This is a genomic window from Streptomyces sp. NPDC001732, from assembly GCF_053596315.1.
On sequence record NZ_JBSFFY010000014.1, the window covers coordinates 16,912 to 41,614 of the forward strand.

The 24,703-nt window shown below is 70.9% G+C and carries 21 protein-coding genes; 14 read left to right on the forward strand and 7 right to left on the reverse strand.

Going from position 1 to position 24,703, the window contains the following annotated elements; genetic code table 11:
* The first annotated feature begins 229 nt into the window (after nucleotides 1-229).
* The gene (locus tag ACWCXX_RS16510; RefSeq protein WP_451127897.1) at nucleotides 230-859 is read left to right on the forward strand and encodes an ATP-binding protein; all 630 of its coding nucleotides are present in this window, start codon (nucleotides 230-232) and stop codon (nucleotides 857-859) included.
* Between the two features lie 145 nt (nucleotides 860-1,004).
* Nucleotides 1,005-1,970: a DUF5926 family protein gene (locus tag ACWCXX_RS16515; protein ID WP_451127696.1), complete on the forward strand. Its 966-nt coding sequence runs from the start codon at nucleotides 1,005-1,007 to the stop codon at nucleotides 1,968-1,970.
* 1,071 nt (nucleotides 1,971-3,041) lie between these two features.
* Here the strand turns inward: ACWCXX_RS16515 and ACWCXX_RS16520 are convergent.
* Nucleotides 3,042-3,788 (reverse strand): bifunctional DNA primase/polymerase, encoded by a 747-nt coding sequence (locus ACWCXX_RS16520; RefSeq protein WP_451127698.1) that lies wholly within the window; start codon nucleotides 3,786-3,788, stop codon nucleotides 3,042-3,044.
* A 623-nt stretch (nucleotides 3,789-4,411) separates the two neighbouring features.
* Between ACWCXX_RS16520 and ACWCXX_RS16525 the strand changes: the two genes are divergently transcribed.
* The gene (locus ACWCXX_RS16525; protein ID WP_451127700.1) at nucleotides 4,412-5,782 is read left to right on the forward strand and encodes a PP2C family protein-serine/threonine phosphatase; all 1,371 of its coding nucleotides are present in this window, start codon (nucleotides 4,412-4,414) and stop codon (nucleotides 5,780-5,782) included.
* Between the two features lie 200 nt (nucleotides 5,783-5,982).
* Nucleotides 5,983-7,446, forward strand: coding sequence for an aminopeptidase P family protein (locus ACWCXX_RS16530; RefSeq protein ID WP_451127702.1), 1,464 nt, complete (start codon nucleotides 5,983-5,985; stop codon nucleotides 7,444-7,446).
* A 102-nt stretch (nucleotides 7,447-7,548) separates the two neighbouring features.
* On the opposite strand, the gene ACWCXX_RS16535 is transcribed toward ACWCXX_RS16530, so the two are convergent.
* Entirely contained in the window at nucleotides 7,549-8,136 is a 588-nt protein-coding gene (locus ACWCXX_RS16535; protein ID WP_451127704.1) for an ATP-binding protein, read from the reverse strand.
* Nucleotides 8,137-8,510: 374 nt separating this feature from the next.
* Between ACWCXX_RS16535 and ACWCXX_RS16540 the strand changes: the two genes are divergently transcribed.
* The 9 genes from ACWCXX_RS16540 (at nucleotide 8,511) to ACWCXX_RS16580 (ending at nucleotide 18,617) form a co-directional block, all read left to right on the forward strand.
* On the forward strand, nucleotides 8,511-9,317 hold the full coding sequence (locus ACWCXX_RS16540) for a hypothetical protein (protein WP_451127706.1): 807 nt from the start codon (nucleotides 8,511-8,513) through the stop codon (nucleotides 9,315-9,317).
* 170 nt (nucleotides 9,318-9,487) lie between these two features.
* The gene (locus ACWCXX_RS16545; protein ID WP_451127708.1) at nucleotides 9,488-10,228 is read left to right on the forward strand and encodes a YcnI family copper-binding membrane protein; all 741 of its coding nucleotides are present in this window, start codon (nucleotides 9,488-9,490) and stop codon (nucleotides 10,226-10,228) included.
* A 158-nt stretch (nucleotides 10,229-10,386) separates the two neighbouring features.
* Nucleotides 10,387-11,040, forward strand: a complete 654-nt coding sequence (locus ACWCXX_RS16550) for an SCO family protein (protein WP_451127710.1) — start codon at nucleotides 10,387-10,389, stop codon at nucleotides 11,038-11,040.
* Nucleotides 11,037-11,486, forward strand: a complete 450-nt coding sequence (locus tag ACWCXX_RS16555; RefSeq protein ID WP_451127712.1) for a copper chaperone PCu(A)C — start codon at nucleotides 11,037-11,039, stop codon at nucleotides 11,484-11,486. The genes ACWCXX_RS16550 and ACWCXX_RS16555 overlap by 4 nt, the downstream gene beginning before the upstream one ends.
* Nucleotides 11,487-11,500: 14 nt before the next feature.
* Nucleotides 11,501-13,501, forward strand: a complete 2,001-nt coding sequence (locus ACWCXX_RS16560; RefSeq protein WP_451127714.1) for a copper resistance CopC/CopD family protein — start codon at nucleotides 11,501-11,503, stop codon at nucleotides 13,499-13,501.
* Nucleotides 13,502-13,698: 197 nt separating this feature from the next.
* Nucleotides 13,699-14,940: an iron uptake transporter deferrochelatase/peroxidase subunit gene (gene efeB / locus ACWCXX_RS16565; RefSeq protein WP_451127899.1), complete on the forward strand. Its 1,242-nt coding sequence runs from the start codon at nucleotides 13,699-13,701 to the stop codon at nucleotides 14,938-14,940.
* A gap of 27 nt (nucleotides 14,941-14,967) precedes the next feature.
* Nucleotides 14,968-15,903, forward strand: coding sequence for a prephenate dehydratase (gene pheA / locus ACWCXX_RS16570; RefSeq protein WP_451127716.1), 936 nt, complete (start codon nucleotides 14,968-14,970; stop codon nucleotides 15,901-15,903).
* 630 nt (nucleotides 15,904-16,533) lie between these two features.
* Nucleotides 16,534-17,823 (forward strand): serine--tRNA ligase, encoded by a 1,290-nt coding sequence (gene serS, locus ACWCXX_RS16575; RefSeq protein WP_451127718.1) that lies wholly within the window; start codon nucleotides 16,534-16,536, stop codon nucleotides 17,821-17,823.
* Nucleotides 17,820-18,617 (forward strand): HAD family hydrolase, encoded by a 798-nt coding sequence (locus tag ACWCXX_RS16580; protein ID WP_451127720.1) that lies wholly within the window; start codon nucleotides 17,820-17,822, stop codon nucleotides 18,615-18,617. The genes serS and ACWCXX_RS16580 overlap by 4 nt, the downstream gene beginning before the upstream one ends.
* 207 nt (nucleotides 18,618-18,824) lie before the next feature.
* On the opposite strand, the gene ACWCXX_RS16585 is transcribed toward ACWCXX_RS16580, so the two are convergent.
* The 5 genes from ACWCXX_RS16585 to ACWCXX_RS16605 form a co-directional block, all read right to left on the reverse strand.
* A complete protein-coding gene (locus ACWCXX_RS16585; protein WP_451127722.1) occupies nucleotides 18,825-19,523 on the reverse strand; it encodes a hypothetical protein in 699 nt (232 codons plus the stop codon).
* 457 nt (nucleotides 19,524-19,980) lie between these two features.
* A complete protein-coding gene (locus ACWCXX_RS16590; RefSeq protein ID WP_451127724.1) occupies nucleotides 19,981-20,700 on the reverse strand; it encodes an ABC transporter permease in 720 nt (239 codons plus the stop codon).
* A 30-nt stretch (nucleotides 20,701-20,730) separates the two neighbouring features.
* On the reverse strand, nucleotides 20,731-21,642 hold the full coding sequence (locus ACWCXX_RS16595; protein WP_451127726.1) for an ABC transporter ATP-binding protein: 912 nt from the start codon (nucleotides 21,640-21,642) through the stop codon (nucleotides 20,731-20,733).
* Nucleotides 21,639-22,550 carry an ABC transporter permease gene (locus tag ACWCXX_RS16600; protein WP_451127728.1) on the reverse strand — a complete coding sequence of 304 codons (912 nt, stop codon included), beginning with the start codon at nucleotides 22,548-22,550 and terminating at the stop codon, nucleotides 21,639-21,641. The genes ACWCXX_RS16595 and ACWCXX_RS16600 overlap by 4 nt, the downstream gene beginning before the upstream one ends.
* Nucleotides 22,547-23,617, reverse strand: a complete 1,071-nt coding sequence (locus ACWCXX_RS16605) for an ABC transporter ATP-binding protein (protein WP_451127730.1) — start codon at nucleotides 23,615-23,617, stop codon at nucleotides 22,547-22,549. Before ACWCXX_RS16605 ends, ACWCXX_RS16600 begins: the two co-directional genes overlap by 4 nt.
* A gap of 232 nt (nucleotides 23,618-23,849) precedes the next feature.
* On the opposite strand from ACWCXX_RS16605, the gene ACWCXX_RS16610 reads away from it, so the two are divergent.
* A complete protein-coding gene (locus ACWCXX_RS16610; protein ID WP_451127732.1) occupies nucleotides 23,850-24,701 on the forward strand; it encodes a M24 family metallopeptidase in 852 nt (283 codons plus the stop codon).
* Nucleotides 24,702-24,703 lie beyond the last annotated feature (2 nt).

Below are 24,703 nucleotides of genomic sequence, written 5' to 3' on the forward strand. Positions count from 1 at the left end.
ATCAGTCACACGGAGTACACCGGCGCATTCGAAACGTACTCGATCGTCACGAGTGCGTCATCGACAGACCATTGGCCGGTTTCCGGTCCGGCCCCGGGGGGCATCCACACCGTGGCGTGGGGCAAAGGAGGTCTCGGGGGTGGCGTTGGTGGTGGCACAGGAGGTGCCCACGTCGTCGAGCATGGCCGTACCCCATGGCCCTGCGGGCGTGGGCCAGGCGCGGCACCGGATGCGCGAGCAGTTGCGCAGCCACGGGGTGTCGGATTCGGTCGTCGACGATGCTGTACTGATCCTTTCCGAACTGCTCAGCAATGCCTGCCGGCACGGGAGGCCGCTGGGGCGACACACGGACATGGGGGACGGCGACATCCGCGCCGCATGGCGCGTCGACAGAACCGGCGGACTGACCGTCGAAGTGACGGACGGGGGCGGCCCGACCAGACCCGTCCCGGCCACGCCGTCGGTGACGGCGCGCGGCGGTCGCGGGCTCAACATCATCAGCGCGCTCGCCGACGAGTGGGGCGTACGCGACGGTTCGTCGGGCGAGGTCACGGTCTGGGTCCTCGTCAACGAGGGGCACGACCGGGCATCGTCCGGACTGCCGGGCGAAACGGGTGCCCCGCGTGGCCGTGGTGTCCAGGGCGTCGCGGGCACCTCGGTTCCCGCAGGCACGGCGGGGGTCCCTGGTGGTCCTCGTACGTCTCGTGCGGCGCATGTGCCTCGCGTGTCCCGTGGGCCCCATGGAACGGGGGCGCCCGGGGCGTCGGGTGCTTCGGGCCTGCCGGGTGCGTCGGCCGTGCCGAGCATGTCGGAGCTGGACGGGCCGGGCTTCACGGACGTCTTCGACGACGTGGGCTGACGTCCCCGCCCCGGACGGACACGGCAACGGACCGCATTCCGTACCCCGGGACGGGCGGACGTACGGGCATGTGTGTCCCCGCCGCGACACGGGCGGCTAGGCTCGCGGCCCAGACCGCACTGTCGCAATCGGGAGAAAGCCCACCATGGCCAAGAAGCGCCCTCAGACCAAGGCCGGGAAGCAGCAACTCAAGGACGGCGAGATCCCGGTGGTCGGGGCTCGCGAACCCTGCCCGTGCGGTTCGGGCCGCCGCTACAAGGCGTGTCACGGCCGCGCCGCCGCCCAGGCCGTGACCGAGCTCGTCCACCGTCCCTTCGAGGGGCTGCCCGGCGAGTGCGACTGGGTCGCCCTGCGCGAACTGGTGCCCGCCGCCACGGCCGAACTGACGCTGAAGGACGGACTGCCCGAGGGCGTTCCCTCCGTGACGCTCGCGACCGTCCTGCCGATGGCCTGGCCGGCCCTGCGCCGCGACGACGGCTCGGTGCTGCTCGCCCTGCAGAACGACACCCCGTCCGGCGACCTCAGCCGCGACCTCGCGGACACGCTGCTGCGGGCCCTGGGCTCCGAGCCCGGTTCGCCCGTGGCGGCGCAGCGCGTGGCGGCCGACGGTCCGCGGCTGCAGGACCTGCTCGACCCCGGTGCCGCGTTCGAGCCCGTGGTCCACTCCGGCTTCGAATTCTGGGTGCCGGACGCGGAGAACGCCACGCCCGAGGTGACCGCTTCCCTGGAGCGCGCGAACGGGGCGGCGATCCCGACGACGAGGCTCGCCGGGGTGGACGCCGCCTACTGGTGCGAGACCCCGGAGAAGAACCACCTCCGCTGGGTCATGCCGCACGCCGAGGAGCAGCTCCTCGACGCGCTCGCCCGGCTGCACGCCGCCGGGAACTCCTCGCTGGGCGAAGGGACCAGGCTGGTCGGCTCCTTCAGGGCGCACGGACTGATGGTCCCGGTCTGGGACCTGCCGAGCGCGATGGGTGCCGAGGAGTGCGAGAAGCCCGCGGCCGAGTTCGCGGAACGACTGGCCGCGGCGCTCGCCACGGACGCGCCCCTCACCGCCGAGGAACGACGGGCCCGCGGCGGGCTCACCAACCGCCAAGTGACGCTCAGCTGACAGTGACGCCCACCGGCCGTCGGTGACACGCATCACAACTGGCCGTACTCGCAGGTAAATCCCTGTCCTAATACGCGAGATCGAATTTGCGAACGGCAGATCTCTTGTTACCGTTCTGACAAGCCCGGTCGCTGGTGCATCCCCCGTCGCCAGCGACCGGGCATTCTCATTTCCGGGTACGGCGCACAGCGCGCGACGCAGCGCGCGTACCGGCGCACACGCCTCGCACCAATCCGTCTCGGCTCCATCGGCCCTCTCCGCCGTTCGAACGCTTCCGGCACCCCCGCACCTTCACCGCGCACGCCAACCCGGCGCGACGACAGCCGGTTTGCCACCCGGCGCCCCACCGGTGGAGACGCCCGCCCGCCTGCCGCCCCGCCCGCGCGCCCCTCCGCCGAAGCCCGCCCGGCCAGGGGATCTCCGTACCGGGCGTCGCGCGGCACCCCGCGCACCACGGGTCCCGGCCCATATCCCGCCCCCCGCCCGCGACTTGCTCAACGAGTGGGCCGCCTCCGAACCCGCGGGACACCAGGGCCCGGAGAGCCGGGGACCGTAATACCCGGAGAAGCGCACAGCCCCCGACACCGGGTGGATCGCGCGGGAGAACCGATCGGTCTCGGACAGATGTCGGGCAGATGTCGAACACTGGACGATCCCCTCGGAATAACCCCTCCACCAGGTAATTCGAATAAGTATTCGAAATATCTCGCAAGGAAGCTCCGAGAAGTCCGCCGGAAAGCTACCGGCCGGAAGGCTTTGCAACGGCAGACTTTGCATCGGCCGAGATTCAGCCAGAAGTCCGCCCTCGTCCGCGATATCGATCATCTCGGGTAATCACTCGGCGTCACCTGTCGGCTTCACGTGAATTTCTGACGGTCCGCCGGATATATCGAGCGAATAAGCGGGCCGGAAGTCCTGGGCGGTTCCGGACGGCCCCGGACGGCTCGCCCTTTCGTCCCGCAGTTCGGATCTTCCGGGGCTTCACACCCGTCGGGTGCAGGACCCGCCGGAGTGCGGGACGGCCGGCGGGCACGGTGCGCCCGCCGGCCGTCCCGCTGCGGCACTCCCCCGTCAGTGCGCGAGTCGGCTTCCGCCGCCCGGGGCACTGCTGCTCGCCTCCACCAGCGCTTCGAGCACCGTCCCCACGTCCGGCAGCCATGGCGCGGCGGCCCCGGAGGCGGACCTCTCCGCGCGCGAGGACGACCGGGAGCCGAACGACGGCACCCGGGGGTCGGCGGCCGGGGGCCGCTCCCAGCGCACCTGCCCCGCCCCCGTCTCGGACGGCGGCAGGACGAGATAGCCGCCCTCGCTGTGGAACCGCAGCGAGCTGGGCACCCGGTCCTGGGCGTACAGCAGTTCACCGAGTCGTTCGAGGGTGTAGGGCGCGACCAGCAGCGACCACCGGGTCGGCGTCGCCACCACGGGGCCGAGCCGCACTCTCATCCGGTCCAGCTCGGCCAGCGCCCGGACACCGGCCACGGCCGGCAGGCTCAGCGCACACGGAGCGCGCCCACCGGTGGCCAGCACGATCGGCGCGGCGGGCCGGTTGGTCCACCACCAGCGCACCATGCGCTCGTCGGTGGTCGCCGCGAGGAGACCGGGGTCGAAGGGGTGTGCGCCGGGCACGGCGCACTCGGGATCGGGACAGGCGCAGCCGCGGCCGCGGTCACTGCGGCCACCGGCCGCGGCGAGTCCCACTCCGGGAAGCACGGGCCACCGCCATGCCGTGGCACAGGTCAGGGCCGCGTCGAGCCGGGCGGCGGGCCTTTCCCTGCGCCGGAACCGGAGCCTGCGTCGCCTTCCGAGGATCTCGCGCATGAGCGCTCGTTCCTTTCCGTTGAACGCCGAGGGTCCACATCACACCACGGGTAAATTGCCGTACGTGTGCGTCTATTCACCGTGCGTACATGCTTCTCGTGTCCGCGGTACGGGAGGTTCGTCGTACCGGGCACGGGCCGAGCCGAGTCGTGCAGGGGCGATACGGGTCGGGACGCGGAACATGGCGGGGGAAGCAGCGCATGCCTCACGCCTGCCGTCCCAGGGTGCAAACCCCGCCACTCGGGGGTGGGGACGTGACCGTCACATAAAAGGACGTTCGGGCCCGCTGCCGGGTTCCGGGGCGATCAGAACCGCCCCCGACCATCAGTGTTTACGTACCCAGCATGCCCGAAATGACGCTCTCTCCGGGACTTCACCCCGAGAACACCCCCTTGTCGAGCAGACCCAGTCGACCTCAAATCCCTGTCGCTGGGTGCTTTTTTGGCCAACTTAGCAGCCGTTCGGACACCGCAAAACCCGTAGGGACAATGCTGGACATCGCCTCACTTCTGCGTGTACATCTGGTGCTACGTGTACATGCGGATGCACTGATAACGGCGCAGAATGACATGGGGGTTCGCAATGCTATTCCATGAAACGCGCCGGTCGGAAAGCCGACAGCCATGAGTACCCCACACCTGCCGAAAGTGGCTGGAATCGATCCCACAGTTCCGGTTTCAACGCACACTGCCGGGTCTTCGCCCGATGTGCCGGCCGCTCCGGGCGCCTTCATCCAGGACCGCCTCGCCGGCTGGGTCTCCGACCTCACCACTCTCCACGAACTCACCGAGCGGCTGGCCGGTACCCGCACGCTCGACGACGCGCTCCACGAACTGCTGGAGGCCGGAGCCGCCCTGGTCGGCGCCCGCCGCGGCCTGGTCGTCCTCGAACCCTCCGACCGCCGCGGCCCCGTCAGCACCATCGGCCTCGGCCTCGCCCACGCCGAGCTCGGGCACATCGAGACGGTGCCGCGCAGCGCCACCTCCTACGGCCGGATCCTGGAGGGGTTCCCGGACGCGGAGTGCGCGCTGACCACCCCCGACCTGCTCGGCGACACCAGCCTGGACCCGCGCCGCCGCGAGGTCGCCGCCCGGCTCGGGTACGCCGCCAGCTACGCCCTGCCGATCGCCGCCGAGACGACCGGCAGGCTCGGGGCGGTCGTCTGGCTGTACGACGAGCCCGCCGAACCGCTGGAACGCCAGCGCCACCTCGTCGGCCGCTACGCCGCGTACGCGGGCGAGCACCTGGCCGGGCTGCTGGAGCTGGAGCGGGCCAGGGCCGACATCGCCACGATCTCGGAGGAGCTGCTGCCCAGCCGGATGCCCCGGGTCCCCGGCGTGCAACTGGCCGCCCGCCACCGCAGGGCTCCCCAGGGCGGCGGCGACTGGTACGACGCGCTGGCCCTGCCCGAGGGGGCGCTCGGCCTCGCCGTGGGTTCGGTGAGCGGCTCCGGGCCCAGCGCCCTGGCCGCCTCGGGGCGGCTGCGGGCCGGGCTGCGGGCGTACGCGGTGATGGAGGGCGAGGACCCGGTCGCCGTGCTCTCCGATCTGGAGCTGCTGCTGCGGCTCACCGAACCGGCCCGTTCCGCGACCGCCCTGTTCGCCTACTGCGAACCGTCCCGGCGCAAGATCCTGCTGGCCGGTGCCGGACACGCCCCGCCGCTCGTCGTCGGCGAGCGGCGCACCGAATTCGTGGAGACCTCGCTCTCCGCGCCGCTGGGCATGCTCGCCTGCTGGGAGGCGCCCAGCGTGGAGATCGCACCGGCAGAAGGCGAAACCGTTCTGCTCTACACCGACGGACTGCTGCGCCGCACCGGCAACTCCACGGACCGGGCGTTCGCACGGCTCCACTCGGCGGCGGCCTCCGTACCGAAGGCGCTGCGCCACGACGCCGGTTCCGTCGCCGACCACGTGCTGCGCGCCGTACTGCCGGACGGGCTCGACCGGTCCGGCGGCACGGAGGACGTGGCCCTGCTGGCCGCGCGCTTCGACTGAGCCCGGCGCACGCCCCCGGCTTCTCCCTCAGCCTTCCCGGCCCGGCCGTTCCCCGGCCGTTCCCCGCCCCGGTCCGGCCCTTCCCTGCCTGGTCCGGCCGTTGCCGACCCGGTCGTGTAACAGGTCTTCCGGCCCTGGGCCCCCTTCCGTACGCCCGTACGATGGACGGGGTCCAGTGTCGTATCAAGGAGAGACAAGTCGTGGCTGAGGAGCTCACCCCGGAGAACCCGGAGACCGAAGAAGAGCAGACTGTCAAGCAGCGGAAGAACGGCCTGTACCCGGGCGTCTCCGACGAACTCGCCGCGAACATGAAGACCGGCTGGGCCGACACCGAACTCCACGGCCTGGAGCCGATCGCCCAGGCCGCCCACACGGCCGCCCGCCGCGCCGCGCTCTCCGCGCGTTTCCCCGGCGAGCGCCTGGTCGTCCCCGCGGGCAACCTGAAGACCCGCTCCAATGACACCGAGTACGCCTTCCGCGCCTCCACCGAGTACGCGTACCTCACCGGCGACCAGACCCAGGACGGCGTCCTCGTCCTGGAGCCGACCGCGGACGGCCACGAGGCCACCATCCACCTGCTGCCGCGCTCCAACCGCGAGAACGGCGAGTTCTGGCTCGACGGCCAGGGCGAGCTGTGGGTCGGCCGGCGCCACTCCCTCGCCGAGGCCGAGCAGCTGCTGGGCATCCCGGCGAAGGACGTGCGCGAGCTCCCGGCCGCGCTGGCCGAGGCCACCGGCCCCGTCCGCAACGTCCGCGGCCACGACGCCGGCATCGAGGCCGCGCTGACCGACAAGGTCACCGCGGAGCACGACGAGGAACTGCGTGTCTTCCTCTCCGAGGCCCGGCTGGTCAAGGACGCCTTCGAGATCGCCGAGCTCCAGAAGGCGTGCGACGCCACCGCGCGCGGCTTCGAGGACGTCGTGAAGGTCCTCGACAAGGCCGAGGCGACGAGCGAGCGCTACATCGAGGGCACCTTCTTCCTGCGCGCCCGCGTCGAGGGCAACGACATCGGCTACGGCTCGATCTGTGCCGCCGGCCCGCACGCCACCACCCTGCACTGGGTGCGCAACGACGGCCCGGTGCGCTCCGGCGAGCTGCTGCTGCTCGACGCCGGTGTGGAGACCAACGACCTCTACACCGCCGACGTGACCCGCACCCTCCCGATCAACGGCACCTTCACCCCGCTCCAGCGGAAGATCTACGACGCGGTGTACGAGGCCCAGGAGGCGGGCATCGCGGCCGTGAAGCCGGGCGCCGACTTCCGCGACTTCCACGACGCCGCGCAGCGGGTCCTCGCCGAGAAGCTCGTCGAATGGGGTCTGCTGGGCGACCTGTCCGTGGACAAGGTCCTGGAGCTCGGCCTGCAGCGCCGCTGGACGCTGCACGGCACCGGTCACATGCTCGGCATGGACGTCCACGACTGCGCCGCCGCACGCACCGAGACGTACGTGAACGGAACGCTGGAGCCCGGCGTCTGCCTCACGGTCGAGCCCGGTCTGTACTTCCAGGCCGACGACCTGACCGTGCCGGAGGAGTACCGGGGCATCGGCGTCCGGATCGAGGACGACATCCTCGTCACCGAGGACGGCAACCGGAACCTCTCCGACAAGCTGCCGCGCCGGGCCGACGAGGTCGAGGCGTGGATGGCCGGGCTGAAGGGCTGATTCCGGACCGGAACAGATCGGAACGGAACAGACCGGAACAGGCTCGACCGGTTCGGCACCGGACCGGTCGGGACCGGGAGGACCCGGGGAAGGGCGCTCCGCTCAGGACACCATGAGCAGGGCGTCCTTCCGCCATTTCAGGACCTTGTCGAAGCTGACGACGGCGCCGCGGCCGGGACGGTTGCCGAAGTGGACGTGGTCGGCGAGCTGCTCGATCAGACAGAGGCCCCGCCCGTCCTCGGCACTGAGCGACGGGTACTGCGGTGAGGGCCCGTACGGCTGCGACGGGTGCGCTGTGTGCGACTCGTGCGACTGCGCCTCGTACGGCTGCGGCTCGTGCTGCCGGGTGGGGAAGCCGGGGCCCGAATCGGCGACCTCGATACGGCACTTCTCGCCGTCCAGATAAGCGGTGACCCGGTACTGCCCGGAGGCCGACCCGGGCAGCTCGTCCCACGCGTCCCACGGGTCGAAGGCGATGCCCCGGCCCTCCCGGCTCTCCCGGTCCTCCGCGTCCCGGTGGTCGCCGCCATGCTCGACGGCGTTCGCACAGGCCTCGCTGAGCGCGACCGACAGGTCGAAGGAGATGTCCGGATCCACGCCCGCGGTCTCCATCGTCCCCAGCAGGAAGCGGCGGGCGAGCGGAACGCTCGCAGCCTCGCGCCGCAGATGGAGGGACCACCAGATGCTCATGCTCCAGCCTCCTGGCCGCGGCTCGACATACCGATACGTGTATTGCCGCGCGGAACCGTTCGTAAGCGCGGACCGGATGTGAGACCGCTCATTCGGCGGATGGCCGCACTCCGCGCGCCCGTGTATGCCGGGCCGGCACTCCGGCCGATGTACCGCGCGATGCCCTGTGTCGTGCGATGTCGATGTGCCTCGCGATGCCCATGTGTCATGCGATGCCTCTGTGTCGCGCGCCGCCCCGGTCGGTGTCCGGGCGCGGTCGCACACGGTACCGGCGCGGCCCCGGTGCGCGGCCGGTACGTATCCGGCCGAATCGGGGACGGCCTTCCGGACCTGCCGTACCCGGAGGCGGAGGCCGGTGCGATGATGGCTGCGCCATGTCTATGCCTGTCGCACGCGCCGGAGCCGGTCTGCGGCTCCTGAGGGCCGCGGTGTTCACCGCGGTCTGTGTCGCGCTGTCCGCGGCAGGCCACTCCCTCGCCTCGTACGCGGCCGTCCCCTGGTGGGCGCTGCTCGCCGGGTTCCTGGGAATCCTCGCGGTGGCGGCGCCGCTCGCCGGACGCGAACGTCCGCTGCCGGCCATCGCCGCCGCACTGGCCGGCGGGCAGCTCGCCCTGCACACCCTCTTCGGCGTGGGCACGCACAGCAGCGCCCCGGCGCACACCGCGGCGGGCGACGACGCGTTGATCCGGTTCGCGGCGAGCCTCGTGTGCGGCGCGGGCCCGGACCGGCTGAACGCCGCCCAGGCCCACCGCATCGTCACCACCGCGGGCATCGACCCGGCGACGGTGGCGGGCGACGGCCCCCAGCACCTGGCCTCCGCGTCCGGTGCGCAGGCGGCCGGCCTCGCCGCGCTGCTGCCCAGCCTGCCCATGCTGCTCGGCCACCTGCTGGCCGCCACCGCCACGGGCTGGCTGCTGCGCCGCGGCGAGATCGCCCTGTTCCGGCTGGTACAGCTGTCCGCGCACGGCAGTCGGCAGATCGCGGCCGGGGCCCGGCTGCGCGCCCTGCGCACCGCGCTCGCCCTCGTCAACGCCCTGCGTGCCGGGCTTCCCGGAGCCCCGACGACCGGACCGCGCACCGCCCGCGCCGAGGCCGACGCCCCGGCGCCCGCCGCCGGGGACCCCCTGCAGCACATGGTGATCAGGCGCGGGCCGCCCCCCGCGTACGCCCTCGCAGCCTGACGCGACACCCACCGCCGGCGTACGCACGCTCCCCGGGGCACGGACCTCTCCGTGCCGTACCGGTCGTCAGTGCGCGCACGCCCCACCCGGGGAAGAGGTGTCGCGATGCCGTCGCGCCACCCGCGCGCCGGGCCACCTTTTCCTCGTGCTTCCGTGGAGTGATCCCTGTCATGAACGTTTCCCGCCTCGCCCTCGCCGGCGGTATCGCCGCCTCCACCGTCCTGTTCCTCGCCGGTACGGCCTCCGCGCACGTCAGCGTGCAGCCGCAGGGCGAGGCCGCCAAGGGCGGTTACGCCACCGTCAACTTCAAGGTCCCCAACGAGCGCGACGACGCCTCGACGGTCAAGGTCGAAGTCAACTTCCCGACCGACCACCCGCTGGCCTCCGTCATGCCGCAGGCCGTGCCCGGCTGGAACGTCGAGGTGACCAGGAGCAAGCTGGCCAAGCCGCTGGAGATGCACGGCAAGAAGATCAACGAGGCCGTCTCCAAGGTCACCTGGACCGCCGAGGGGAACAAGGACGAGCGCGGCATCCGCCCCGGCGCCTTCCAGCAGTTCCCGCTCTCCGTCGGCCAGCTCCCCGAGGACACCGACCAGTTGGTGTTCAAGGCCATCCAGACGTACGACAACAAGGAGGTCGTCCGCTGGATCGAGGAGCAGAAGGAAGGCGCCGACGAGCCCGAGTCCCCGGCCCCCGTCCTCGCCCTGTCCGAAGCGACCGGCGGTGAACACGGCGCGTCCGCCGACCACAAGAACGCCGACGCCGACCAGGCGGCCGGCAAGCAGACCGCGGCTGCCCCGGAGGCGTCCTCCAGCGACACCACGGCCCGTGTCCTCGGCGTCGTCGGCATCGTCATCGGTATCGCCGGGGTGGCCTTCGGCGTCCTCGCCGGCCGCCGCCGCACCGCCTGATCCGGGGCTCCGCACCAGCCGGAGCCCCACACCGTACGGAGCCCCGCACCAGCCGGGGCCCACCTTGTCCGGAGCCTCGCACCAGCCGGGGCTCCGGGCTCCCCCGAGCCCCACCCGTCCCACCGACCCCCAGGAACCAGTGCTCCATGCGTAGCCCCATGCGTAAGAAAACGGTGCTGGCCGCGGCGTTCGCCGCCGTGGCCGCGCTCACCCTGTCCGCCTGCGGCAGCGGCGACGACAACGCCGAGAAGCCCGTCGCCGACGTGTCGGTCCAGGCGAAGACCAAGGCCGCGACCGTCCTCGACCAGCCGTTCACCAAGCCGAATCTGGTCCTCACCGACACCCACGGCAAGAAGTACGACCTCCGCGAGCGGACCAAGGGCAAGCCGACGCTGATCTACTTCGGCTACACCAACTGCCCCGACGTCTGCCCGCTCATCATGAGCAACATCGCCATCGCCAAGAAGGCGCTGCCCGAGGCCGACCAGGACGAGCTCCAGGTCGTCTTCGTGACCACCGACCCCGAGCGGGACACCCCGTCCTCGCTCGGCAGCTGGCTCAAGGCCCAGGACCCCTCCTTCATCGGCCTCACCGGCGACTTCCCCGCCATCCAGGCGGGCGCCCGCCAGATCGGCATCGGCATCGACGCGCCGAAGAAGGAGAAGGACGGCACCGTCGTCTCGATGCACGGCTCCCAGGTCATCGCCTTCTCCCCGAAGACCGACAAGGGCTACCTCGTCTACAGCGAGGACACCTCGCCCGACGACTACACCAAGGACCTCCCCAAGATCGTCAAGGGGGAGAAGCCGTGAACCGCCGCACCGCCCTCGCCTGCGTCCTCGCCCTCACCACCGGGTCGGCACTGGCGGGATGCTCCGCGTCGGACGGCGCGCCCCGACTGAAGGTGAGCGGCGCGTTCATGCCGCAGCCCGTCGGCGACATGGCGGCCGGCTTCCTCGTCGTGAAGAACGACGGCGAGACGTCCGACCGGCTCATCTCCGTCACCAGCCCGCTCTCGGACGACGTCACGATCCACGAGACGAAGAACCAGGCCATGCGCATGGTGACGTCCTTCGACGTGCCCGCGGGCGGCGAACTGGACCTGGAGCGCGGCGGGAACCACATCATGTTCATGAAGCTCAAGCAGCGGCCCAAGCAGGGCGAGAAGGTGTCCATAGAGCTGCACTTCGAGAAGGCCGACCCGATCAAGGTCGACCTTCCCGTGAAGGAGACCACCTACAACCCGAAGAAGCAGTGAGGCACTGACTCGCCATGACAGCCACCGCCCCGCGCTTCGGGCCTTCCCCGTCCACTCCCGCCGTACGCCGCCCGCTCGCCACGGCCGCGCTCCTCGCCGCCCTCGTCGGCGCGGTGCTCGCCCTGCTGCTGGGCGGCGCCGGCCCCGTGTCCGCGCACGCCGCGCTCACCGGGAGCGACCCGCAGGACGGGGCGGTGGTCGCCGCCGCTCCCAAGGAGGTCACGCTCACCTTCTCGGAGCAGGTCGCTCTCGGCGACGACTCCGTCCGGATCCTGGACCCCGACGGCAAACGCGCCGACACCGGCGCCGCTCCGCGTGATCTGGGGAACGGCTCCGTCGTGAAGTACGGCGTCCCGCTGCACTCCGGGCTGCCCGACGGCACGTACACCGTCGCCTGGCAGGCCGTGTCCGCGGACAGCCACCCCGTCTCCGGCGCCTTCACCTTCTCCATCGGGGCGCCCTCGAAGACCACCGTCGCGCTCCCGACGGACCAGGCAGGGGGCGGCCTCGTCGGCGTCCTCTACGACATCGCGCGCTACGCCGCGTACGCCGGTTTCATCCTGCTGGCCGGCGGCGCCGCCTTCGTGCTCGCCTGCTGGCGGCGCGGGGCGGGCGCACGTCCCCTGCAGCGTCTGGTCGCGCACGGCTGGCTGACCCTCACCGTCGCCACCCTGGCCATGCTGCTCCTGCGCAACCCGTACACCGGTTCCGGGAAGCTCGCGGACGCCTTCGACCTCGACGGTCTGAAGGCCGTCCTCGACACCAAGCCCGGTGCGGCGCTCGTCTCCCGGCTGCTGCTGCTCGGCGCCTCCGCGCTCTTCGTCGCCGTGCTGTTCGGGGCGTACGCGAAGCGCGAGGACGAGCGCGAGAAGAAGGACCTCACCTTCGGGCTGGTCATCGGCGGCACGGTGATCGCGGCGGGCATCGCCGGGACCTGGTCGCTCGCCGAGCACGCCTCGGCCGGTCTCCAGCCCGGCATCGCCATGCCGGTCGACGTGCTCCACCTGCTGGCGGTCGCCGCCTGGCTGGGCGGTCTCGTCGCCCTGCTGGTGGCGCTCCACCGGACGCCCGACATCGGCGCGACGGCCGTACGGCGCTTCTCCCACGTCGCGTTCGGCAGCGTGCTCGTGCTCACCGCGACCGGGATCTACCAGTCCTGGCGCCAGGTCGGCACCTGGTCCGCCCTCACCGGCACCACGTACGGGCAGCTGCTGCTCGTGAAGGTGGGGCTCGTCGCCGCCCTCGTCGCGATCGCCTGGTTCTCGCGGCGCTGGACGGCGCGGCTGATCACGAGCGGGACGGCGGCGGACGAAACCGGGGCAGGCGAAACCGGGACGGACGGAACCGGGGCGGGTGGCGCCGACGCGAAGGCCGAGGTCGAGAAGAGCGATGTGGCCGAGGCGGGCGGGGACGCGGGCTCGGCGGCGGGCGGGGTGGAGGACCCCGTGCGGGCGGCCCAACTCGCCCGGCAGCAGGCCGCCGTGGCCACCGCCAGGAAGAAGCGGATCCGCGACGCCGACCCGGAGCGGTCCGGGCTCCGCCGTTCGGTGCTGGCGGAAGTCGGGGTCGCGGTGGCGCTGTTGGCGGTGACGACCGTGCTGACCTCGACCGAGCCCGCCCGTACCGAGGAGGCGGCCCGCGCGTCCACGGCGGCGGCCGCCCCGGCCTCCGCGGGCCCGGTCAACCTGACGCTGCCCTTCGACACGGGCGGCGAGAACGGCAAGGGGAAGGTGCGGATGGACATCGATCCCGCCCGCACCGGCGCCAACGAACTCCACATCTGGATCGACGGCACCGACGGGAAACCCATGGACGTCCCCGAGCTGAAGGTCGCCTTCACCCTGGAGTCCAAGGACATCGGCCCGCTCCCCGTCCTTCCCGACCGGCTCGCCGAGGGCCACTGGGCCTCCAGCGGCGTCCAGATCCCGATGGCGGGTGACTGGAAGGTCTCGGTGACCGTCCGTACGTCGGACATCGATCAGACGACCGTCGACAAGAACATGAAGATCGGCTGAGCAGGATCGTGAGCAGAAACAGCGGAAACAGCAGGAACAGCGGAAACGGCAGCAGGAAGAACCCCGCCGACAGTCGCAGGGCCCGAGGCGAGGACTCCGACAACCGCAGGACCGGAGGCCGGGACGCCGACAGCCGCGGGAGCGGAGGCGGCGGCAACCGTGCGGACGGGGACGCCGGGACACGCGGCGGCGGTGCCATCTCCCGGCGGCGGCTGCTCGGCAGCGCGGGCGCGGCCGGGGCGACCGGGCTCGTGCTGGGCGCGGCGGGCGGGGCGACGGGCTACGCGGCGACCAGGCCCGACGAGCCGACCGCGCTGACCGCGGTCGGCTCCACCGAAGTGATGTTTCACGGGAAACATCAACCGGGGATCACCACTCCGCTTCAGGCGCGCGGCCATCTCGTTGCCTTCGACCTGGTCCCGGGCGCCGGGCGGAAGGAAGCGATCGCCCTGATGCGCCGGTGGTCGGACACGGCCCGGCGGCTGATGGCGGGCGAGCCCGCCGGAGGCGCGGCGGAGGGCCCCGCCCATGACACCGGGATCGCGCTGGACGCCGGACCGTCCTCGCTGACCGTCACCTTCGGCTTCGGCCGGACCTTCTTCGAGCGCACGGACCTGGCCGACCGTCGGCCGCCGGGGCTCGATCCGCTGCCGCCCTTCTCCTCCGACCACCTCGATGCCAAGCGCTCCGAGGGCGATCTCTGGGTCCAGATCGGTGCGGACGACGCGCTCGTCGCCTTCCACGCCCTGCGCGCCGTGCAGAAGGAGGCCGCCCCCGCCGCCCGGGTCCGCTGGCAGATGAACGGTTTCAACCGCACCCCCGGCGCCACCGCGCGACCGATGACCGCCCGCAATCTGATGGGCCAGGTCGACGGCACCGGCAACCCGAAGCCGACCGAGAGCGACTTCGGCCGGCGCGTCTTCGTGCCCGGTGGGACCGCCGCGAAGTACGACTGGCTCGCGGGCGGCTCGTACGCGGTCGTGCGCCGGATCAGGATGCTGCTCGACGACTGGGAGAAGCTCCCGGTGGAGCACCAGGAGCGGGTCATAGGGCGCCGCAAGAAGGACGGCGCCCCGCTGAGCGGCGGCACCGAGACCACCCCGATGGACCTCGAAAAGGCCGGCTCCGACGGCAGGCTCCTGATCCCGGACAACGCCCACGCCCGGATCTCCTCCCCCGAGAAGAACAGCGGCGCGGCCATGCTGCGGCGCCCCTTCTCGTACCACGACGGCATCTCGGCCGACGGCACTCCGGACGCCGGGCTGCTGTTCATCTGCTGGCAGGCGGATCCGTTGCGCGGGTTCGTTCCGGTGCAGCGGAAGCTGGACCGGGGCGACGCCCTTTCGCCGTTCGTCCGGCACGAGGCCAGCGGGCTGTTCGCGGTGCCGGGCGGTGCGGCGGACGGGGAGTACGTGGGGCAACGGCTCCTGGAGTCCTGAGCCGACGGGGCGCATTAGGGTGACCGTATGTCCGCCACGCGCTACGCCTATCTCGGCCCCGAAGGAACCTTCACCGAGGTCGCTCTCCGTACGCTCCCGGAAGCCGCCACCCGCGAACTCGTCCCGATGGTCTCGGTTCCGGCGGCCCTGGACGCGGTGCGCAACGGTGCCGCCGCGGCAGCGCTCGTACCGATCGAGAACTCCGTCGAGGGCGGCATCACCGCGACGCTCGACGAGCTGACCACCGGCGAACCGCTGATGATCTACCGCGAGGTGCTGCTCTCCATCAGCTTCGCGCTGCTGGTGCGGCCCGGTACCCAGCTGTCCGACATCAAGACGGTCACCGCGCACCCGGCCGCCCAGCCGCAGGTGCGCAACTGGATGGCCGCCCATCTCCCGGAGGCCGGGTGGGAGTCGGCGGCCTCCAACGCGGACGGCGCCCGACTGGTGCAGGAGGGCCGGTACGACGCCGCCTTCGCCGGCGAGTTCGCGGCGGCGACCTACGGGCTCGAACCGCTGGTGACGGAGATTCACGACGCGGCGAACGCGCAGACGCGCTTCGTCCTGGTCGGCCGCCCGGCCCGTCCGGCGGCGCCGACGGGCGCGGACAAGACGTCGGTGGTCATCTGGCTGGGCGAGGACCACCCCGGTGCGCTGCTCGAACTGCTCCAGGAGTTCACGGTGCGCGGGGTGAACCTGATGCTGATCCAGTCGCGGCCGACGGGGGCGGGCATCGGGAACTACTGCTTCGCGGTGGACGCCGAGGGGCACATCGCGGACCGCCGGGTCGGCGAGGCGCTGATGGGGCTGAAGCGGATCTGCCCGAAGGTGCGGTTCCTGGGTTCGTATCCGCGGGCGGGGGTGAGCCCCGAGGACGTACGACCGCTGCGGGCCGGTACGTCGGACGCGGAGTTCATGGACGCCTCCGACTGGCTGACCCGGAACATGGACGGCCGGGGCTGACGGAGCCGGCTCGGTGCCGCCGGAGTCTGCTCGGTGCCGACGCTCCTCGCGTCGCGGTCCCGCCCACCCTCGACGTCGATACGACGAACCACTTTTCGTAATCCACAGAGTTATCCACAGGAACGGCTCTCCACCTGGGGACAAGTCGACACCCTCGTGCGACATGGTCGACATATCACCCCAGTCGCCCCAGATCCATCCACAGGTCGACGGCCCACTCCGGCCGCCCGCCATCACATCAACCACCCGATCGACGCCTCCACGCGGCGAATTCCCACCCGAACGAGCGTATGAAGCGGGTTTGAGCGGAAAATATACGAGCCGCCACACCCTTTCCGGAATGAGCCATTCCGACTTCCACAGATTACCCACACAGCCTGTGGATAACTTTCGGAAGCCTCAACACCTGTGGACAACCGACTGCCAACTTCCCTTCCGCGCAAGGGCGGTACGTCAAGGCGGGCAGAGCTTCTGCCCCATTCAGACGAATGTGCTCTTTTTATTGACGGGAGAGACCGGCGCCAGCTGTGCAATCCCCTCCAGAATTACCAATTCGGTCAATTAGGGCAAAGTGACACGCTTGGCGATATCGGTTCGAGCTGGGGAAGCGCGCACCGGTAGCCTGGAGGGGTGATTGACCTTCGCCTGCTCCGTGAGGACCCCGACCGTGTTCGCGCCTCCCAGCGCGCCCGTGGAGAGGACGTCGGCCTCGTCGACGCCCTTCTCTCCGCCGACGAGCGGCGCAGGTCGTCCGGTGTCCGCTTCGACGAACTCCGCTCCGAGCAGAAGTCGCTCGGCAAGCTCATCCCCAAGGCATCGCCCGAGGAGCGCGCCGAGCTGCTCAAGCGGGCCGAGCAGCTGAAGGCCGACGTCAAGGCCGCCGACGCGGCCCAGGACGAGGCCGACGCCGAGGCCAAGAGCCTGATGCTGCAGATCGGCAACATCGTCCACGAGGACGTGCCGGTCGGCGGCGAGGAGGACTTCGTCGTCCTGGAGACGCACGGCACGATCCGTGACTTCGGGGCCGAGGGCTTCGAGCCCAGGGACCACCTGGAGCTCGGCGAGAAGCTCGGCGCCATCGACATGGAGCGGGGCGCCAAGGTCTCCGGTTCGCGCTTCTACTACCTGACGGGTGTCGGCGCGCTGCTGGAGCTCGCCCTCGTCAACGCGGCGATCGCGCAGGCCACCGAGGCCGGCTTCGTCCCGATGCTGACCCCGGCTCTGGTCCGTCCGCGCGCCATGGAGGGCACCGGCTTCCTCGGCCAGGCCGCGGAGAACGTGTACCACCTGGAGAAGGACGACTACTACCTGGTCGGCACCTCCGAGGTCCCGCTCGCCGCCTACCACATGGACGAGATCATCGACGCCGAGAAGCTGCCGCTGCGGTACGCGGGCTTCTCGCCGTGCTACCGGCGCGAGGCCGGCACGTACGGCAAGGACACCCGGGGCATCTTCCGCGTCCACCAGTTCGACAAGGTCGAGATGTTCTCGTACGTCGACCCGGCGGACGCCGAGGCGGAGCACCGCAGGCTCCTGGAGTGGGAGAAGCAGTGGCTCACCGCTCTTGAGCTGCCCTTCCAGGTGATCGACGTCGCCACCGGCGACCTGGGGGCCTCGGCCGCCCGGAAGTTCGACTGCGAGGCGTGGATCCCGACGCAGGGCAAGTACCGCGAGCTGACGTCCGCGTCGAACTGCAACGGCTTCCAGGCCCGCCGCCTGTCCGTCCGGATGCGCGACACCCGCGACGGCAAGAAGGTCCTCCAGCCGCTGGCCACGCTGAACGGCACGCTCTGCGCCGTCCCGCGCACGATCGTGGCGATCCTGGAGAACCACCAGCTGGCCGACGGCTCGGTACGGGTGCCCGAGGTGCTCCGGCCGTACCTGGGCGGGCGCGAGGTACTGGAGCCGGTCGCCCAGTGACCTTCCCGTACAAACTCGTCGCGACCGATCTCGACGGCACTCTGCTGCGCGACGACGACACGGTCTCCGAGCGCACCCGTGCGGCTCTGGCCGCGGTCGCCGCGGCCGGTGCCGCGCACATCATCGTCACCGGCCGCTCGGTCCCCTGGACCCGGCACATCCTGGAGGACCTGGGGTACGAGGGGCTCGCGGTCTGCGGCCAGGGCGCCCAGGTCTACCACGCGGGCGAGCGCAGGCTGCTGACCTCGCTGACGCTGGACCGGCAGCTCGCCGGTCTCGCGCTGTCCAAGGTCGAGGCCGAGGTCGGGCCGCTGGCACTGGCGGCGAGCCGTGACGGGCTCGACGGCGAGGTGCTGGTCGGCCCCGGGTACCGCGTGCAGGACGGACCGCTTCCGGCCGTCTTCGTGGACGACGCCACCGAGATGTGGTCCGCGCCCCTGAACAAGGTCTACATCCAGCATCCCGACCTCGACGACGACGCACTGGCGAAGGCCGCGCGGGCGGCCGTCGGCAACCTGGTCGACGTGGTCATGGCCGGTCCCGGCGTGGTGGAGATCCTCCCGCTGGGGCTGAGCAAGGCGACCGGGCTCTCACTGGCCGCGCGGCGGCTGGGCGTGAAGGCCGCGGACACCCTGGCCTTCGGCGACATGCCGAACGACATCCCGATGTTCGCCTGGGCGCAGCGGGGCGTGGCGATGGCCAACGCCCACGAGGACCTGAAGGCCGTGGCCCAGGAGGTCACCACGTCCAACGAGGACGACGGCATCGCCGCGGTCCTGGAGCGGCTGCTCTAGGGCGTGTTTCGAAAGTCCCGCCCGGCCGGGAACGTCCGGGCGGACGACGCCACTTTCGAAACGCGCCCCAGCGTCCGGAGTGCGGCACCCGACCGTCCACGCCGTACGGGATTTCGGCGCGTGCCCCGTCAACCACCGTGCCCCGGGCGGTCCTTCGGTACCACCCGTTCTCCAGGCAGTACCGAAGGACCGCGAACCCCCTTCGGATCAGCGCTGCTTGTTGCCGCGACGGTGCAGGTCCTTCAGGTTGCGGGCGAGTTCGTCCATCCTGCCGTCGAGGCGGACGATGTCCTCCGAGACGTGTCCCAGCCGCACGCTCATGGCTCCGACGACCTGATGCGTGGCGTCCAGCCTCCGGTCGAGGCTGTCGAGCCGGTGCGACATCCGGTCGAGGACCGGCCCGAGCTCCCGCAGCGCGCTGCCGACCCCGGCGAGGCAGCTCTCGACCCGGGTGACCCGGTGTTCGAGCGAGGCATAGCCCGCGCGCAGCTCCCGCTCGGCGTCCAGCAGGTAGGTCCGCACACAGCGTGCGATGTCGCTGTCGCGAAGAAGCATCGCAACGTTGAGGACGGTCCTGCGGGTGCAGACCCTGAGCCGGGACGCTGCCTGTGGATAACTTTCCGGCGCCTCACCCACCCATAGCGACATCATGTCGCTATGGAAAGACTGCAGCTCAGCACCTCGGAGCACACACATTCCGTTTTCCGTGAGCTCGCCCCGATGGCGGTCGGTGAGCCTCCTGACAGTGGTTGTGGATACTTCGGAGTACCGCGCCACGTCCTCTGTGCGAAGGTGAATTCCGTCCGGGAGCATGACAAGGCTCTTCACCTTGTCGAGGATGTCGACGCGCCCCATCCGTTCGACGCGCAGCGCACGTGATTCGAGCAGGGCGACTTCTGCTGGCATGGACATGCCTTTCAGCCGTGAGCGACGATGGGCAGCCCTGTCCCGGGCCCGAGGGTGGAGGACGCTCACGGTTGCCACTCACTCAATGACCGACCCGGCGGGTTCTCCCGCACCGGCATCGGCAATCCCTTGTTTCACGAAAGCCAGGTCGCCACGGATTCCAGTTGCCTCCACGCACCCCGGCCAACGAACCGGCAACCCCGCAGTCACGCGTACGACCGACGGTTGTCCGAAACGGATAGCCCTCGAAACGGGCCAACCCCCGCCCGGAGGGCGAGGGTTGGTGAGTGAGGTGACGGGTGGGGAGGCAGTGGTCGAAGTGGCCTGGCAAGCAACACAGGACGACGGCCGCAGGAGCCCCGTGCCGGAGGCCCCGCCCCTCGCGGACCCGAGCCCCCTCAGACTCTGCGGACCCCGAGGCCCCGCAGGCCCCGTCCTGCCGCCCGTCAGCCCCGGATCACTCCTCGCCCGCCAGCTTCAGCGTGCGCAGTTTCTGGCCCGCGTACCAGGTGGCCACCACCGTGACCGCCACCAGCAGGATCGTCCCGGTCGGCAGCCCGACGTCCGAGGTGATCGCGCCCGAGCCGCCGACCTTCTCGGCGACCGCGAGGGACCACTGCTGGACGCTGAGCGTGCGCGCGCCGGGCACCAGGGAGCCGAACAGCGCCTCCCACACCAGCGCGTAGACGAGGCCGAAGACGACCGCGTGCCGGCTGACGGTGCCCAGCAGCAGGAACAGCGCGCTGTACGCGATCGAGGCGACCAGGGCCGCGATGGTGTAGGCCACCGCGATCTGCTGGCCGTTGCCGTTGAGGATCAGTCCGGCGATCAGGGTGGGCACCGCGGAGAAGACCATCGTCACGGCGATGGAGACGATCAGCTTGGTGAAGATGATCGTCGGCCGCTTCACCGGTTTGGCCAGCAGGTAGACGATCGATCCGTCGTCGATCTCGGGGCCGATCGACCCGGTCCCGGCGATCACCCCGATCAGCGGCACCATCGTGGCGATGGCGAAGCCGCCCAGCACGTCCGAGGCGATCTGGTCGTCGGCCCCGGCGAACATCCGTACCGCACCGGCGATGACCAGCAGCAGGGCCGGCAGGACGAACAGGATGGCGGCCCGGCGCCGGCCGAGCAGGGCCCGGTAGGTGAGCCGGGCGACTGTGGGGTCGTACATGACGCTTCACAGCTCCTTTCAGGCCACTACTCAGGCCGCTACGAGATAGGAAAAGACCGATTCGAGGGACTCGTCGGACGGCGAAACGGTCAGAAGGCGAATTCCGTGTTCCCGCGCGACCTTCGGCAGCAGCTCGGTGAACCGCCCGAAGTCGACCGCCTGGATGCGCAGGGCCCGTTCGCCCAGGTCCACCTCGATGCCGGCCGTCGACGGGTCGGCGATCAGCGCGGCGGCCAGGGCCCGGTCGTCGCTGGAACGTACGAGGTAGCGGTGCGGGCGGTCCGTCATCAGACGGCGGATCTTCCGGAAGTCGCCGGACGCCGCGTGCCGTCCCGCCACGATCACCTCGATGTGCGAGGCGAGCTGTTCGACCTCTTCGAGGATGTGGGAGGAGAAGAGCACCGTACGGCCCTCGGCCCCCATGCGTCGCAGCAGTTCCATCAGCTGCATCCGCTGGCGCGGGTCCATGCCGTTGAACGGCTCGTCGAGCAGCAGCACCGACGGTTCGTGGACCAGGGCGGACGCCATCTTCACGCGCTGGCGCATGCCCTTGCTGTACGTGGAGATCTTGCGGTCCTGCGCGTACTCCATCTCGACCGTGGCCAGCGCCTTCCGCGCCTCCGCGTCGCCGAGCCCCTGGAGTTCCGCGTTGGTGACGACGAACTCGCGGCCGGTCAGGAAGTCGTACATCGCCTCCCGTTCCGGCACGATCCCGATCTCGGTGTAGACCGCCTCGTTGCGCCAGATCGGCCTGCCGTCGAGCGCGACCGTGCCGGTCGACGGGGCGAGAAATCCGGCCATCATGTTGATCAGCGTGGACTTCCCCGCGCCGTTGGGCCCGAGCAGCCCGGTGACGCCCGGACCCACCGTCATGCTCACGTCGTTGACGGCGACCACGTTGCCGAACCAGCGCGAGGTGTGGTCGATCTCGATGGTGGTCACAGCCCGACCTTCCGGTAGCGGCGCATCAGTGCGGCGTACGAGCCGGCGACGAGCGCGAGAACAACGATCAGATAGACCATCCCGACCCCGGCTCCCGGGCCTTCCCCTCCGGGGAAGGCCGAGTTCGCGCCGAGGAAGGCGGTCTGCAGACCGTCGATCAGCGTGATGGGGGAGAAGAGCCCCAGCCACTCGACGGCCCCGGCGGAGCCCGTCTCCCAGGCGATGACCTGGACCGTGGAGACCGCTCCGTAGGAGATGGTCAGCACGGCGATCACCGCAGCGACGCCGAAGCCGCGACGCGGCGTCAACGCCGCCATCACCAGCCCCAGTGCGGCGAAGAGCACGGAGAGCAGCGCCACCGAAACCATCCCCTGTCCGAACCCCTTGGTCTGGTCGGCGAAGTCGAACTTCCCGAGCAGCGCGCCCGCGTAGAGGATGACGAGCGGTGCCCCGGTGAGGACGAAGAGCGCGGACGCCATCGCCGCGAGTTTGGCGACGACGTAGTCGACGCGCTCGATCGGCCGCGAGAAGTACAGCGGCACGCTCCTGAACCGCAGGTCCCTGGAGACCGACTGCGGCGCCTGCGCGGCGAGGAAGAGGCCGATGACGGCCTGGAGGTAGATCGCGAACGCCGTGTACTTGATCGGCAGCGCCGTCGTCCCCGGGGTGGCGATGGCGACGGCGACGATGATCGCCGAGACCATGCACATCACGCCGAGGAGCAGCATCGGCAGCACCTTGGACTTGGCGGACCGGCCGAGCCCGAAGGCGCCCCGCAGGGACTGCGAGTAGAGGGAGCGCCGCGCGTAGCCGCGGCCCAGCCGGGGGCCGTCGTAGGAGCGGTAGCCGATGTTGTGGATGCGGGAGGCGTCGCTCCCGGTCACGGTCCCGTGTTCGGTGCTCGTCACGGCCGCTCCCCCTTCTGCCTCGTGGCGTCGGCGGCCGTGGACGCGGCCTGCGGTGTCTCGTCGGCACGGAAGACCTCGGCGATGTGGTGCCGCCGCTGCTCCATCCGCACGAGGCCGAGCCCGAGCCCGGCGACGCTGTCGCGCACGATGTCGTACGTCTCCTCGCCGGTCGCCTCGACCAGCAGGATGTGGCCCGCGCCGGGCAGCCCCTGGGCGTCCAGACCGTCGTGGCCGATCAGCTTCACGCCCGCCCCGGTGAGGGTCCGGCGCAGCGCGTCGGTGCCGTCCGGGTGGGTGTCGCTGTCGGTGACCTCGACCGCGAGGGTCGTGGTGGTCTGGGTGAAGTCGCTGGTGGAGCTGGAGCGCAGCAGGGTGCCGCCGTCGATGACGACGACGTGGTCGCAGGTGCGTTCCAGTTCGCCCAGGAGGTGCGAGGTGACCAGGACCGAGATGCCGAAGTCGCTGTGGACGCGGCGGATCAGCCCGAGCATCTCGTCCCGGCCGACCGGGTCCAGGCCGTTGGTCGGTTCGTCCAGCAGGACCAGCTGCGGGTCGTGGACCAGTGCCTGGGCCAGCTTGACGCGCTGCTTCATGCCGGTCGAGTAGCCCCCGATGGGGCGGTAGCGCTCCTCGTACAGGCCGACGTGGCGCAGCGTGTCGGCGGTGCGTTCGCGTGCCGCCGTCGGCGGCAGTCCGGACATCCGCGCCATGTGGACGACGAACTCGGTGGCCGAGACGTCCGGCGGCAGGCAGTCGTGCTCGGGCATGTAGCCGACCCGTTCCCGAATGGCGGCGCCATGGGTGGCGACGTCGAGCCCGAGCACCGCGGCCCGGCCCTCGGTGGCGGGGGACAGACCCAGCAGGATCTTGATCAGTGTGGACTTGCCGGCCCCGTTGGAACCCACCAGGCCGGTCACGCCGGGCCCGATGTCCAGGGAGAGCCGGTCAAGCGCGGTCACCCGGGGGAACCGCTTGCTCAGGCTTTCGGTTGCGATCACAACAGTCACGCATTCGAAAGTAGTGGTGTGGGCCACATCGGTCGTCAGCCCTGGCGGCTGGATCGGCATCCGACTCCAGGTGTACGGACCCGTAGGGGGACACCACGAGGGATGACACCGTCGGTCGGCCGGTGGTGGGGGCCGGTGGTGGAGGCGGTGGTGGGAGCTGCGACGGCTCGCCCTTCCCCCGAAGTTGTCCACAGGTCTCCGCACGCCTCTTGACGTAGCCGCCGAGCATTGTCACATTCATCAGTGTCACGTTACGGACACGTACCGCACACGTCAGGGAACGGACGGTGGCATGGCCTCGGCAGTGAAGGACCAACGAGCCCCGGAGCTGGAGGGGTTCAGAGAAGTCCAGCGGCTCGCGTACGCCTGCGCGGAAGCGGTCGCCGGCCGGCTGCGGCCGGGGGTGACCGAGCGCGAGGCGGCCCGCATGCAGCGCGACTGGCTGCGCGAGCGCGGGGTTCGGGACTGGTTCCACCTCCCCTTCGCCTGGTTCGGCGACCGTACGGCGTTCGCCGGGTTCAAGGTGCCGCTGCAGTTCTTCCCGAGCAACCGGAGGCTGGAGCCGGGGATGCCGTTCATCCTCGACATGGCCCCGGTGTACAAGGGCTTCACGGCGGACATCGGCTACTCCGGCTGCCTCGGGCTCAATCCCCTGCACGACCGGCTCCTGGCCGACCTGGAGGACCACCGCGAGCTGATCCTGCGCGAGGTGCGCGAGCGGCGCCCGCTGCGCGAGATCTACGAGGACGTCGAGCGCCTGATGATCAGGCAGGGGTACGCCAACAGGCATCGCGCGTATCCGTTCGGCGTCATCGCCCACAAGGTCGACCGGGTGAGCGAGCGGCGCTGGTCCCCGCATGTGTTCGGCTTCGGCGCCCAGTCCCTCAAGGGGCTGATGAGCGACGCGCTGCACGGGCACCGGGAGGGCTGGTCGCCGCTGTGGAGCCCGTACCGCTTCTCCGACCATCCGCCGCAGCCGGGGCTGTGGGCCGTCGAGCCCCATCTCGGGTTCCGCGGTACGGGTGCCAAGTTCGAGGAGATCCTGGTGGTCACCGACTCCAAGGACCCCGAGCAGAGCGCCTTCTGGCTGGACGACGACCTGCCGCACGTGCGGCGCTGGGCCGAGGAAAGGGTGGCGGCATGAGC

Bases quoted from the DNA above. Each gene is read 5' to 3' on its own strand.
- ACWCXX_RS16510 (WP_451127897.1), top strand. From the start codon at position 230: ATGCGCGAGCAGTTGCGCAGCCACGGGGTGTCGGATTCGGTCGTCGAC.
- ACWCXX_RS16515 (WP_451127696.1), top strand. From the start codon at position 1,005: ATGGCCAAGAAGCGCCCTCAGACCAAGGCCGGGAAGCAGCAACTCAAG.
- ACWCXX_RS16520 (WP_451127698.1), bottom strand. From the start codon at position 3,788: ATGCGCGAGATCCTCGGAAGGCGACGCAGGCTCCGGTTCCGGCGCAGG.
- ACWCXX_RS16525 (WP_451127700.1), top strand. From the start codon at position 4,412: ATGAGTACCCCACACCTGCCGAAAGTGGCTGGAATCGATCCCACAGTT.
- ACWCXX_RS16535 (WP_451127704.1), bottom strand. From the start codon at position 8,136: ATGAGCATCTGGTGGTCCCTCCATCTGCGGCGCGAGGCTGCGAGCGTT.
- ACWCXX_RS16540 (WP_451127706.1), top strand. From the start codon at position 8,511: ATGTCTATGCCTGTCGCACGCGCCGGAGCCGGTCTGCGGCTCCTGAGG.
- ACWCXX_RS16545 (WP_451127708.1), top strand. From the start codon at position 9,488: ATGAACGTTTCCCGCCTCGCCCTCGCCGGCGGTATCGCCGCCTCCACC.
- ACWCXX_RS16550 (WP_451127710.1), top strand. From the start codon at position 10,387: ATGCGTAAGAAAACGGTGCTGGCCGCGGCGTTCGCCGCCGTGGCCGCG.
- ACWCXX_RS16560 (WP_451127714.1), top strand. From the start codon at position 11,501: ATGACAGCCACCGCCCCGCGCTTCGGGCCTTCCCCGTCCACTCCCGCC.
- pheA (WP_451127716.1), top strand. From the start codon at position 14,968: ATGTCCGCCACGCGCTACGCCTATCTCGGCCCCGAAGGAACCTTCACC.
- ACWCXX_RS16585 (WP_451127722.1), bottom strand. From the start codon at position 19,523: ATGCCAGCAGAAGTCGCCCTGCTCGAATCACGTGCGCTGCGCGTCGAA.
- ACWCXX_RS16590 (WP_451127724.1), bottom strand. From the start codon at position 20,700: ATGTACGACCCCACAGTCGCCCGGCTCACCTACCGGGCCCTGCTCGGC.
- ACWCXX_RS16605 (WP_451127730.1), bottom strand. From the start codon at position 23,617: ATGCCGATCCAGCCGCCAGGGCTGACGACCGATGTGGCCCACACCACT.
- ACWCXX_RS16610 (WP_451127732.1), top strand. From the start codon at position 23,850: ATGGCCTCGGCAGTGAAGGACCAACGAGCCCCGGAGCTGGAGGGGTTC.